Source organism: Pseudorhodoferax sp. Leaf267, from assembly GCF_001422405.1.
Taxonomy (GTDB): Bacteria; Pseudomonadota; Gammaproteobacteria; order Burkholderiales; family Burkholderiaceae_C; genus Pseudorhodoferax.
Genome location: NZ_LMMV01000001.1, coordinates 1,512,319 through 1,524,156, shown reverse-complemented (window position 1 = coordinate 1,524,156; position 11,838 = coordinate 1,512,319). Strand labels below are relative to the sequence as shown.

Genomic DNA, 11,838 nt, shown 5'->3' with positions numbered 1-11,838 from the left:
TTGGCTTGCAGCAAGGCCTGGATCGACATCCGATCAGCTGCTGTGACGTGCGAGTAGTGAGTTCCCATTTGGGCGGCACCTTACAGGTTGCGCCGTGTCGCACTTCAAACTTGAGGCCACCTTGCAATCCGCACCAACAATGCCCCGGATCCCGGCTGCGCTACACGACCCATCCGGAGGCTGCCGCAGCATGGGCGTTCTCAATCAGGTCACGACGCTGAACTCGACCGGTTGTGCGCGTCATCGGTAGAAGTCCCGGACAAAGACTTGAGGTGCGCGCTCGGCGAGTCAGCTTGGCGCCCAGCCGGAGTCGGGCGGTTCAAAACCATCTTCTGGCTCGACCCCATCTTTAACCCATTGCTTCTCATTCTTTGCTTGACGAATAGGGACCAAAGCGGTCCGGAGAATCTTGGCAGCATTTGAGGCATGCGTTGGATCCGTCAGCTTGCTGCACAGGTCAGACAGGTTTTGGTCAGGCGGCAGTGCTGCTGCCATCAGGATGCCATAGCCGGGATGGCCAGGGTCGGGGTCACTATGGCTAATTGGTATTGGCTTGATGTGCTGGAGCCAAGTGGAGAGCGTACATAGGGCTTCTGGCGATACCGATTGCCCGTCTTCTATTTTCTTTAATAAACCTGCACCATCAGATTTCTGCATATATTTTTTCCGGATATTAGAGTGATGCTATATGCACGATGGGCGATTCGTTCGAATTGCTCTTCGTGCTTACGGCTACTGCAAGATTTTCAGTGATAAAGAAACTTTCTGGCACTATACGATGAAGATTACATTTGATTTATGCATTTGCGCTATTGGCTTCTACGGTCAAAAATGTTTTGTAGAAGCGCGCCACAGCTTCCAAGTAGCGCCAGTTAAATTCAGAGTTTGCTAGGCGAGAGAGCTCTTCCCCGGCCAACGTAAGTCTGTAGCAGTAGAAAACGAACTCCGATTGATTTGTTATCTCCCTATTGAGGGTGGCTGTGCCTCCTGAAGGGATTTTCATCCTATAAACTGGATTGTTTCCTGTTATCTGTCGATTTATGCTGATAGACATGAAGGGTTCGACTTGCCCCAGCAGCCCCAATTCTCTCAGTTGTCGAATCTTCTCGTATGGTAGACCATGCGATTCCAGATAATTAAGACTTTCGAGCTCTAGATGACCCTCTACGGGCGGAGGACATATGATCTTTCGATGCTCGTCGCACAGGCTACATAGGACTTTAAAGGTCTCTAGATCGCTTGCTCTGAGTGTCGACAGCGTTTGCAATGTTCGAAGGGAGAAGGAATCCGGCTTAACTACCTCAGCCTGAATAATTTTTGCCCACAATCGTTGCATCGATTCATTGGAGACTTCCTGTCCGTATCTGAAAAGAGTGCGTGTCCAGTCGCTGTCGACGTCGGAGTCGGATACTTCGGCTGGTATATCCTGCAGTGCAAGCTCCGCTATGGCCTCTACATTTGCCTGCCTCTGAATCTCACTTGCGACAAGGCGGTCGCGCGCTCGAGACGCTAGTGCGTATGTGAGGTCATCATGCTGTCTGACATGATCAATATCAAGAGAGATTTGTTGAACGGCTCTTTTTTTCTCAATGTGCAGATCTGCTTGGCCGATTACAATTCTTTCATAAGCGCGTGCATCTGCTTCTGCCCGAATTGCTCTTGGTTTGTATAAAACGCCAATGCCGCTAGATATGGCGCCCACTATTTTTTCTGCTGCTTTTCCAAGCCCTAAATTATCCGTCATGGCTCTTTAAAATAAAAAAAGCGTGAAAAATTGAGATGCATCAATCAATGTATAGACGCGACATAGATTGGGTGGAAGAACCGCTAGCCACTGTACTCGACTTGCGAGCGAGGCCGTATTGGCCGGCGGCTCGTTCCCTGGCGCGGTCGTAATGCGATGCCCTGCATCCCTTTCAGCTCCACTTCTTTGGTATTCGTGGTCGGCACTGCTGCAAATGGTAACTTGGGCTGCCTTCGCAATCCACGAACCCAGCCCACCCGTCCACGTCATTGCCGCCCCTGGTCCGCTCCTCGACAGTCGCTTCCTCACTCCCCGAGGACGCACCACATGAGACGCCGCCACTTCATCGCCGCCAGCGCCGCCGCACTGGCCGCCCCCTGGTCCATTGCTGCCACTGAGCTCCCCAAGGGCATCGTCAAGATCTACGTCGGCTGGGCGCCCGGCGGCGGTACCGATGTGTTTGCGCGCATCGTGGGCCAGAAGCTCTCCGAGCTGTGGGGCCGCGGCGTGATCATCGAGAACAAACCCGGCGCCACGGGCGCGCTGGCGGCCGGCTTCTTTGCGCAGACGCGATTCACCGAGGGGCTCAACCTGCTGATGGCGCACGTGAACACGCATGCCATCGGGCCGCACATCTTCAAGGCCATCAGCTACGACCCGCTCAAGGACTTCGCGCCGATCGCCATGGTGGGCGCCACGCCGCACATCCTGGTGACCAGTGCGAACCGCGCGGGCGCCACCACCGTCAAGGAGGTGGTGGACGAGTGCCGCAAGAACCCCGGCAAGATCAGCCTCGGCTCGTCGGGCACGGGCTCGGTGCAGCACCTGTGCGCGGCGATGTTCAACATGGCGGCGGGCGTGGAGACCATCCATATCCCCTACAAGGGCTCGGGCCCGCTGCAGACCGACCTCATCGGCGGGCAGATCGACTACAGCTTCGACACCATGACGGCGGCCACGGCGCAGGTGAAGGCGAAGAAGACGGCCGCCATCGCGCAGACCCGCGTCAAGCGCGCCAAGGGCTTCCCGGACCTGACCACCATGGACGAGCAGGGCTTCAAGGGCTTCGACGTGTCGAGCTGGTACGGCGTGGTCGGGCCCAAGGGCATGTCCGCCGACCTGGCGGCGCAGATCAATGCCGACATCAACAAGGTGCTGGCCATGCCGGATGTCGTCGCGCGCTTCGACGGCTTCGGCGTGGAAGACGGCGGCGGCTCCGTCGACAAGTTCGCGGGCTTCATGGCCAGCGAATTCAAGAAGTGGGGCGAGGTCGTTCGCACCGCAAAAATTACCGAGGACGCTTGAGATGACCACTGCCACCCGACCCCTCCCGCTGCAAGGCATCCGCGTGCTCGACGTCAGCCAGGTCATGGCCGGCCCTTTCGCCTGCATGCTGCTGGCCGACCTGGGCGCCGACGTGATCAAGGTGGAGCCGCCCGGCGGCGACCAGACGCGCGGCGCCATGGGCTTCAAGATGAAGGGGCCCGATTCCATGGGCTTTCTGAACATGAACCGCAACAAGCGCTCGCTGACGCTGGACCTCAAGACCGACGAGGGCCGTGCCGACTTCTACAAACTGGCCGAGACGGCCGACGTGATCGTCGAGAACTACCGGCCTGGCGCGGTGCAGCGCCTGCGCATCGACTACGAGTCCATCAAAAGGATCAACCCGAAGATCGTCTATGTGAGCATCTCGGGCTTCGGCCAGAGCGGCCCCTGGGCCACGCGGCCGGGCTTCGACCTGATGGCGCAGGCCATGTCGGGCGTGATGAGCGTGACGGGCTACCCGGGCGAAAAGCCCGTCAAGGCCGGCGTGCCCGTGGCCGACATCGGCTGCGCCCTGTTCGCCACCTACGGCCTGCTGGCGGCCTACATCGGCGCGCAGAACAGCGGCGTGGGCCAGCACATCGACGCCTCGCTGTTCGACGCGGCCATGGCGTTCTCGATCTGGGACATGTCGGAGTACTGGGGCACGGGCGTGGCGCCGACCAAGCTGGGCACCAGCAACAAGATGAGCGCGCCCTACCAGGCCGTGAAGGCGCGCGACGGTTACCTGGTCATGGGCGCGACGAACCAGAAGCTGTGGGCCAAGCTGTGCGCGCTGCTGGAGCGGCCCGACCTGCTGGCGCATGCCGACTACGCCACCGTGTCGTTGCGCCTGAAGAACCGCGAGGCGCTGATCGCAGCGCTGGAGGAGGAGTTCGCCAAGCGCGACAGCGAAGACTGGATCGATGCCATGCTGGCCACGGGCATCCCGGCCGGGCCGATCCTGAGTTATCCCGAGGCGTTCGAGGGCGAGCACGGCACGCACCGGCGCATGTGCATGGAGATCGACCACCCGATCGAGGGCAAGGTGAAGAACATCGGCTTCCCGGTCAAGCTGCTGGGCACGCCGCAGCAGGTGCGCCGGCATCCGCCGCTGCTGGGGGAGCACAACGAGGAGATCATGGCGGAGATCCGTGGGGTGACGGTGTGAGCCTCGCTGAGCGCGTCAGGCTCACCGTCCACGCCTCGGGGGCGGCCGAGATCGTGATCGACCGGCCCGAGCGCCACAACGCGATGACGCGCGAGATGTACGACGCGCTGCTGGAATGCATCGCGGCCTGCCGGCAGGATGCGGCAGTGCGCAGCGTGCTGTTCCGCGGCGCGGGCGGCAAGTCGTTCATCTCGGGTACGGACATCGGCCACTTCAAGGACTTCCGCGACGGCCGCGAGGGCATCGCCTACGAGGCCTTCGTCGAGCGCGTGATCGACGCGGTGGAGCGCATCGCCGGGCCCACTGTGGCCGTCATCGACGGCTGGACGGTAGGGGGCGGGCTGGCGCTGGCCACCGCCTGTGACTTCCGCGTGTGCAGCGCGGGCTCGCGCTTCGGCGCGCCCATTGCCAAGACGCTGTCGAACACGCTGTCGTCGCGCAACATCGCGCGGCTGCAGGCGGCGCTGGGCGTGCCCCGCGTCAAGCGCATGCTGCTGCTGGCCGAGTACCTGAACGCCGACGAGGCGCTGGCCTGCGGCTACGTGCACGCGGTCTGCGCGCCCGGCGAGCTGCAGGCCTCGGCCCACGCGCTGGCCGACCGGCTCATGGGCCTGTCGCCCGTCACGCACAAGGCCGTGAAGGAGAGCATCCGCCGCATCGTGGTGGAGCAGCGGCTGGAGGACGACGACATCGTCGAAGAGGTCTACGGCAGCCAGGCCTTCCGCGACGGGGTGGCGGCGTTCAACAAGGCGTGATGCCAGTCAATGCAGGTCGATGAACGAGTCCGGCGCCGGAAACTTCGCGCGCATCCACTCGGGCCTGAGCTGCAGCTTGTCCACCACGTCGCTCGGTAGCGCGTCCAGCATCTCTGGGCCGCCGGGCGGCATGTCGGCCAGCAGCATGGCCAGGTGCACCACGGCAGCCAGCCGGTCGAAGGGCTTGCTGGCCAGCGGGTCGGCGCAGGCGTCCAGCGCATGCACGATCTCGGCCGGGAAGTTCCAGCGCCGGGCCAGCTCGGCCGTGATCTGGCCTTCGCTGAAGCCGGTGAGCCGGGTCTCGCGCTCCCAGCGGCCGCCGGGCGGGTGGGGCAGCTTCTCGATCTCGGCCAGGCTGGCCGGCTGGGCCTGCGCGATCATGAGCTCGCCCAGGCGCACCATCATGCTGGCCAGCCAGGCGCGGCTGGTTTCCATGCCCAGCTGCGAGGCCAGCCATTGGCCGTAGCCGGCGCTGACCATGCAGCTGCGCCAGAACTCCTGGCTGCTCAGGCCGTCCACGGCCGGGAACGCATCGCCCATCGACGCAGCCAGCCCCAGCGTGCGCACGCGGCCCATGCCCACCAGCGCGATCGCGTCGTCCAGCGTGGCCACCTGGCGGCTGAGGCCGAAGCTGGCGCTGTTGGCCAGCCGCAGCAGCCGTGCGGTGAGCGCGGCGTCCCTGGCGATGATGGCGGCCACCTCCTGGTTGCTGGCGTCCTCGTCGTTCAGCGTGCGGATCAGCGCATGCGCGACCTCGGACATCACGGGCAGCTTGACCGACTGCAGGAACACGGCGATATCGGGCATGGAGATCCTTTGACTAAAGGTGTACGCAGGATTGTGGTCTGATTTGGTTTTTACCCCATCCGTGCGCCCGAGGGCCGCTTTTCTGCACCGACCTCCCGAGATCAGCACCGTGAACCCTTTTTCCATCGCCGCCCCGTGGCTGGCGCAATGACCCATGCGGCATGACCTGGCGTCACCCGCGCTGCGGGGCGGGCTGCTGGCGCTGCTGGCTGCGGCGCTGTTTGGCCTGAGCACCCCGCTGGTGCAGCGGCTGGGCACCGGCCTCGGGCCGTTCAGCACCGCCGCGCTGCTCTATGGCGGCGCCGCGCTGGTGGCCGCGCTGTTGCGCCAGCCGGCCACGCGCGAGGCGCAACTGCGCCGCGCCGACCTGCCGCGCATCATGGCCATGGCCGGCATGGGCGCCGTGGTGGGACCGGTGGCGCTGGCCTGGGGCCTGCAGCGCACGAGCGGCTCCAGCGCGTCGTTGATGCTGACGCTGGAGGCCGTGTTCACGGCGGTGCTGGCCTGGCGCTGGTACGGCGAGACGCTGGACCGGCGTGTGATCGTGGCCGTGGTGCTGCTGCTGATGGGCGGGGTCGCTCTGGTGCTGGAGCAGGGCCTGGCCGGCCAGGTGCAGTTGCTGGGCCTGCTCGCGGTGGCGGCGGCCACGGTGGCCTGGGGCGTGGACAACACCTTGTCGCGCGGCGTGGCAGACCGCGACCCGGGCCAGGTGGTGCTGGCCAAGTCCGCGCTGGGCGTGCTGGCCACGGGGTCGATCGGCAGGCTGTGGGGCGAGCCCTTGCCCGGCCTGGGCACCGCGCTGGCGCTGCTGGCGGTCGGTGCCACAGGCTACGGGCTGAGCCTGCGCTTTTACCTGCTGGCGCAGCGGGCGTTCGGCGCGGCGCGCACGGGCTCGGTCTTCGCATTCGCGCCCTTCATCGGTGCCGTGGGTGCGTTCGCGCTGGGCGACCGTTCGGGCTCGTGGCTGATGGCCGTCGGTGGCGCGCTGATGGCCTGCGGCGTGGCGCTGCATCTGGCCGAGCGGCACGCGCATGCCCATGTGCACGAGGCGCTGGAGCACGAGCATGCGCACACGCATGACGATGGGCACCACACGCACAGCCATGGCGCGATGCCCGCCGGGCCGCACAGCCACCGGCACCGGCACGAGACCCTGGCGCACCACCACGCGCATGTGCCGGACGCGCACCACGGGCACCGCCACGACGCAGGTTGACGCTTGACGTCCATCCCGCGATCGCGGGATCGACTCGGGGCCGCGCCCGGGGCCAGACTGCGACCCATCGCCGAACGAGGGGAAGAGGGATGGCAATGCGCAAGCGTGTACGACGATGGCTGGCCGGCATCGGCCTGGCGGCAGCGGGAATGTGGTCCATGGCGGGGGCGCACGCGCTCGTCATCTCGGCCGGCAGCCCGCTCACGGTGGTGCCGGGCTATGTGCCGGCCACGCTGGGGGCGGGGCAGTTCCTGCTGCCGATCCAGGTCAGCGGCGCGGTGGACCTGCAGGCGTGGAGCTTCGACCTGGGTTTCGATCCGGCCGTGGTGCTGCCGTCGGACCTGGGCGGCTTCTACCAGGGCGTGTACGCGGCGCAGTTCAGCGCGGCGCAGCCCGCCCTGTCCTCCATCGTCAGCGGCGGCGTGCTGGTGCGGGACGGCCTGCTCGAGACCGTGGCGGGCTTTTCCGAGGGCATCAGCGGCGACGGCCTGCTGGCCTTCATCGGCTTCGAGTGGCTGGCGCCGGGCCAGGACCCGGGCTTCGAGGTCGGCAACGTGCCCCAGCCCCAGCCCATTCCCGAGCCCGCCACCGTCGCGCTCGTGTCCGCCGCGCTGCTGGCGCTGGCCTGCCGTCGCAGGCCCCCATCCACCACTTCGAAGGAACCGACATGAACCGCAAGATGCCACCGCTGCTGGCCGTGCTCGCCGCGGCGTGCGCCTGGGCCATGCCCGCTGCTGCCCAGACCACGGCCAACGGCCCTTACTACGCCACACCCGCCTGGGACCAGACGCTGCCGCCCGCCACGCGCTTCGTCGTGCTGTCCAACTTCAGCAGCGAGGCGGTGCTCGACCGCGAGACCGGCCTGGTCTGGGAGCGCAAGCCCAGCCCGGTGAGCTACGCGCCGACGCTGGCGCCCGGCGTCTTCGGCGGCATTTACGCGAGCGAGCGCTGCCTGTCGGCGACCACCGGCGGGCGCATGGGCTGGCGCCAGCCCAGCGTGGCCGAGATGATGAGCCTGATCGTGCCTTCGGGATCGCCCGGCGTGCCGCCCGCGCTGCCGGCCGGCCACCCGTTCGATCTCGGCTTCTCGGAAACCTTCTGGACCTCGACGCGCTACTACGCGGACCGCTACCCGCTGGCCTACCGCAGCGTGAGCATCACCGGCAGCCTGGGGGCGTCCGATGGCGGCGTGTTCAAGTACCCGGTGTGGTGCGTGCGCGGCGGCTCGGTGGCGGCGGTGGACTGAATCCGCTGCGTGCGCGACTGGGCGGGGCCTTGCGGCGGCGGGCTAATCGCCGGTCCAGCGCCGGTGATCGCTCGCGATCGGGGCCTTGCACGCCACGTTTGGTGACATGGTCGGCACGCGCACGAATCGCAGATTGCATTGGCTAACATTTCAACAATCGTTGTATATTCGATTGATGGAAGAAGTTGACGCCGTCCGGTCCCTTGCAGCCCTGGCGCAGGCGCTGCGCTTGCGCCTGTTCCGTGCGCTGGTGGTCGCGGGGCCGCAGGGCCTGACGCCTGGCACGCTGGCCAGCCAGCTGGCGGTGGCGGGCAACACGCTGTCGTTCCATCTCAAGGAGCTGACGCATGCCGGCCTGGTGACGCAGGAGCGCCAGGGCCGCAGCCTGATCTACAGGGCCTCGTTCTCCACGATGGACGAACTGCTGGCCTACCTCACCGAGAACTGCTGCGAAGGTGCGGCGTGTGCGACCACCGATGCGGCGGCGGGCCGTTGCAAGCCCCATTCGCTGGGCCACCGCTGAACGGCAGGGCGCCCCCGATGCTCGCGGCCTTCCTGATCTTCCTGTGCACGCTCGTCCTCGTGGTCTGGCAACCGCGGGCCTTGGGCATCGGCTGGAGCGCCTCGCTCGGCGCAGCGCTGGCGCTGGCCTTTGGCGTGGTGCAGCCGGCCGACATCGCCGTGGTGTGGGGCATCGTCTGGAACGCGACCGCGACCTTCGTGGCCGTGATCCTCATCAGCCTGCTGCTGGACGAAGCCGGTTTCTTCGAATGGGCTGCGCTGCACGTGGCGCGCTGGGGCGGTGGCGACGGGCGACGGCTGTTCGCCTTCATCGTGCTGCTGGGTGCGGCGGTGGCCGCGCTGTTCGCGAACGACGGCGCCGCGCTGATCCTCACGCCCATCGTCATGGCCATGCTGGCTGCGCTGGGCTTCTCCCCGGCCGCGACGCTGGCCTTCGTGATGGCGGCCGGCTTCATCGCCGACACGGCCAGCCTGCCGCTGATCGTGTCCAACCTGGTCAACATCGTGTCGGCCGACTTTTTCGGCATCGGCTTCAGTGCTTACGCCGCGGTTATGGTCCCCGTGACCATCGCCGCCGTGGCGGCCAGCCTGCTGGTGCTGCGTCTGTACTTCGGCCGAGCCGTGCCGGTGCGCTACGACCTGGCCCAGCTCAAGGCGCCGGCGCAGGCGATCCGCGACCCGGCAACGTTCCGCGCCGGCTGGGTGGTGCTGGTGCTGCTGCTCGTGGGCTTCTTCGCGCTGGAGCCGCTGGGCGTGCCGGTCAGCGCCGTGGCGGCCGTGGGCGCGGTGGTCTTGCTCTCCGTGGCGGCCAGAGGCCACGTCATCCGCACACGCCAGGTGCTGCTCGGCGCGCCCTGGCAGATCGTCGTGTTCTCGCTGGGCATGTACCTGGTGGTCTACGGCCTGCGCAATGCAGGGCTGACGGACCGCATGGCCTCGTGGCTGGACTGGTTCGCGCAGGGCGGCATCTGGGGCGCGGCGCTGGGCACGGGGGTGCTTGCGGCGCTGCTGTCGTCGGTCATGAACAACATGCCCACGGTGCTGGTCGGCGCGCTGGCCATCGATGCCTCGCAGGCCAGCGGCGTGGTGAAGCAGGCCATGGTCTACGCCAATGTGATCGGCTGCGACCTGGGGCCCAAGATCACGCCCATCGGCAGCCTGGCCACGCTGCTGTGGCTGCACGTGCTGCACAAGAAAGGCACCACGATCACCTGGGGCTACTACTTCAAGGTGGGCATCGTGCTGACGCTGCCCGTGCTGCTGTTGACGCTGGCCGCGCTGGCGCTGCGGCTGAGCCTGTGAGGGTGTGCAGGGCATGAGGTCCACGCTCAAAGTCTTCCTGGCCTTCCTGCAGCTGGGCCTGACCTCGTTCGGCGGCCCGGTGGCGCACATCGCGTACTTCCGCGCGGAGTTCGTGGACAAGCGCCGCTGGCTCGACGAGGCGAGCTTCCTCAATCTCGTAGTGTTCTGCCAGTTCCTGCCGGGGCCGGCAAGCAGCAAGGTCGGCATCGCGCTGGGCCTGCGGCGTGCAGGCGGGTGGGGTGCGCTGGCGGCCTGGCTGGGGTTCACGATGCCCTCGGCCATCGCGCTCATCGTGTTCGCGTACGGCGCCACGCGGTGGACCGGTCTTGCGTCGTCGGGCGCCGTGCAGGGCCTGAAGATCGCGGCCGTTGCCGTGGTGGCGCAGGCCGTGTGGTCCATGGGCAAGGCGTTTTGCCCCGACCGGCTGCGGGCCAGCCTGGCTGTGGCCGCCGCGCTGCTGGTGTGGGCCGTGCCGGGAGCGGCCGGGCAGTTCGCCGCCATCGCGCTGGGCGCCGTGGTGGGGCGCTGGGCCTTGCGGCTGGACGGGCTGGCCCCGCTGGCGCAGCACGACTACGGCGTGTCCCGGCGCACCGGGGCGATGCTGCTGGCCGTGTTCGGCTTGCTGCTCGTGGCGCTGCCGGCCCTGGCCGCGGGCATGGACTCGCTCTGGGTCTCGGCCATCGCGGCGATGGTCCAGGCCGGCGGCCTGGTCTTCGGCGGCGGCCACCTGGTGCTGCCACTGCTGCATGCCGGCGTGGTGGCGCCGGGCTGGGTGGGCAACGACGCCTTTCTTGCGGGCTACGGGGCCACGCAGGCGGTGCCGGGGCCGCTGTTCACCTTCGCGGCCTACCTGGGCGCCGTGATGCCGTCGCCGCTGGGCGGCTGGGCGGGCGGCCTGGTGCTGCTGGTGGCCATCTTCGTGCCGGGCTTCCTGCTGGTGGTGGGCGCGCTGCCGTTCTGGGAGTCGCTGCGCCAGCAGGTCGGCGTGCGGCAGGCGGCCGCGGGCATCAACGCCGCGGTCGTGGGCCTGCTGGCGTCGGCATTGGTCGACCCGGTGGGCAAGAGCGCCATCCACTCGCTGGCCGACGGGCTCATCGCGCTTGCCGCCTTCGCGCTGCTCGTGGTCTTCAAGGTCTCCCCGGTGGCGGTCGTCGGCTTCGCGGCCGTCTGCGGCTGGCTTGTCTTTTAACCACCTCATACTTCGAACATGAGCGACATCACGATCTACCACAACCCCGCCTGCGGCACCTCGCGCAACGTGCTGGCGATGATCCGCAACACCGGCGAGGAGCCGCAGGTCATCGAGTACCTGAAGACCCCGCCCGACCGCCCGACGCTGGAACGGCTGATCGCGGCCATGGGCATCACGCCGCGCGAGCTGCTGCGGAAAAAGGGTGAGCGTTACGAAGCGCTGGGTCTGCAGAGCCCCACGTGGACCGACGCGCAGATTGTCGAGTTCATGCTGCAGGAGCCGATCCTCATCGAGCGGCCCATCGTCGTCACGCCACTGGGCACGCGGCTGTGCCGGCCGTCGGAACGTGTGCTCGACCTGCTGCCTCGGCCGCAGCAGGGCGCGTTCGCCAAGGAGGACGGCGAGCCCGTCGTGGACGAGAAGGGCATGCGTGTCGCCAAGCCCTGAGCTGCCGAACCTCGAGGGCGCGGGCTTGCGCCGGCCCGACCTGGCGCAGTGTCTCGGGCACTGCTGCAGCGAGCGGCGCGAGAGCGCCCGGGCGCTGCGCCAGCGGGCGCGCCTGCGCAACACCTGACGGG

The 11,838-nt window shown here is 66.9% G+C and carries 14 protein-coding genes; 11 read left to right on the top strand and 3 right to left on the bottom strand.

The genetic code is table 11. From position 1 onward, the window contains the following. Positions 1–288 precede the first annotated feature (288 nt). Positions 289–657: a hypothetical protein gene (locus ASF43_RS30480; protein ID WP_156373174.1), complete on the bottom strand. Its 369-nt coding sequence runs from the start codon at positions 655–657 to the stop codon at positions 289–291. Positions 658–796: 139 nt separating this feature from the next. After that, positions 797–1,744, bottom strand: a complete 948-nt coding sequence (locus ASF43_RS29725; protein WP_082497648.1) for a DUF2806 domain-containing protein — start codon at positions 1,742–1,744, stop codon at positions 797–799. 327 nt (positions 1,745–2,071) lie between these two features. Between ASF43_RS29725 and ASF43_RS06770 the strand changes: the two genes are divergently transcribed. From ASF43_RS06770 to ASF43_RS06760, 3 genes are read left to right on the top strand one after another with little or no spacing between them, the layout of a single operon-like run. Continuing rightward, positions 2,072–3,049 (top strand): tripartite tricarboxylate transporter substrate binding protein, encoded by a 978-nt coding sequence (locus ASF43_RS06770; protein ID WP_056177918.1) that lies wholly within the window; start codon positions 2,072–2,074, stop codon positions 3,047–3,049. Between the two features lies 1 nt (position 3,050). After that, positions 3,051–4,220, top strand: a complete 1,170-nt coding sequence (locus ASF43_RS06765; RefSeq protein ID WP_056177916.1) for a CaiB/BaiF CoA-transferase family protein — start codon at positions 3,051–3,053, stop codon at positions 4,218–4,220. Further along, positions 4,217–4,975 (top strand): enoyl-CoA hydratase, encoded by a 759-nt coding sequence (locus tag ASF43_RS06760; RefSeq protein ID WP_056177914.1) that lies wholly within the window; start codon positions 4,217–4,219, stop codon positions 4,973–4,975. The genes ASF43_RS06765 and ASF43_RS06760 overlap by 4 nt, the downstream gene beginning before the upstream one ends. A 6-nt stretch (positions 4,976–4,981) precedes the next feature. On the opposite strand, the gene ASF43_RS06755 is transcribed toward ASF43_RS06760, so the two are convergent. Further along, the gene (locus tag ASF43_RS06755; protein ID WP_056177912.1) at positions 4,982–5,782 is read right to left on the bottom strand and encodes an HDOD domain-containing protein; all 801 of its coding nucleotides are present in this window, start codon (positions 5,780–5,782) and stop codon (positions 4,982–4,984) included. A gap of 154 nt (positions 5,783–5,936) precedes the next feature. Between ASF43_RS06755 and ASF43_RS06750 the strand changes: the two genes are divergently transcribed. From ASF43_RS06750 to ASF43_RS30475, 8 genes are all read left to right on the top strand, one after another. Continuing rightward, complete coding sequence (locus tag ASF43_RS06750; RefSeq protein ID WP_056177909.1) at positions 5,937–6,998, top strand: DMT family transporter; 1,062 nt, start codon at positions 5,937–5,939, stop codon at positions 6,996–6,998. A 95-nt stretch (positions 6,999–7,093) separates the two neighbouring features. Then, positions 7,094–7,669, top strand: coding sequence for a PEP-CTERM sorting domain-containing protein (locus tag ASF43_RS06745; RefSeq protein ID WP_235578150.1), 576 nt, complete (start codon positions 7,094–7,096; stop codon positions 7,667–7,669). Then, positions 7,666–8,244 (top strand): DUF1566 domain-containing protein, encoded by a 579-nt coding sequence (locus ASF43_RS06740; RefSeq protein ID WP_056177905.1) that lies wholly within the window; start codon positions 7,666–7,668, stop codon positions 8,242–8,244. Before ASF43_RS06745 ends, ASF43_RS06740 begins: the two co-directional genes overlap by 4 nt. A 175-nt stretch (positions 8,245–8,419) precedes the next feature. Further along, positions 8,420–8,767 (top strand): helix-turn-helix transcriptional regulator, encoded by a 348-nt coding sequence (locus tag ASF43_RS06735; protein WP_056177904.1) that lies wholly within the window; start codon positions 8,420–8,422, stop codon positions 8,765–8,767. Between the two features lie 17 nt (positions 8,768–8,784). Next, complete coding sequence (locus ASF43_RS06730; protein WP_056177902.1) at positions 8,785–10,068, top strand: arsenic transporter; 1,284 nt, start codon at positions 8,785–8,787, stop codon at positions 10,066–10,068. Positions 10,069–10,081: 13 nt separating this feature from the next. Continuing rightward, positions 10,082–11,257 (top strand): chromate efflux transporter, encoded by a 1,176-nt coding sequence (gene chrA, locus ASF43_RS06725; protein WP_056177900.1) that lies wholly within the window; start codon positions 10,082–10,084, stop codon positions 11,255–11,257. Positions 11,258–11,275: 18 nt separating this feature from the next. Continuing rightward, a complete protein-coding gene (arsC, locus tag ASF43_RS06720) occupies positions 11,276–11,707 on the top strand; it encodes an arsenate reductase (glutaredoxin) (RefSeq protein ID WP_056177898.1) in 432 nt (143 codons plus the stop codon). Next, a complete protein-coding gene (locus tag ASF43_RS30475) occupies positions 11,691–11,834 on the top strand; it encodes a hypothetical protein (protein WP_156373172.1) in 144 nt (47 codons plus the stop codon). The genes arsC and ASF43_RS30475 overlap by 17 nt, the downstream gene beginning before the upstream one ends. Positions 11,835–11,838: the final 4 nt, after the last annotated feature.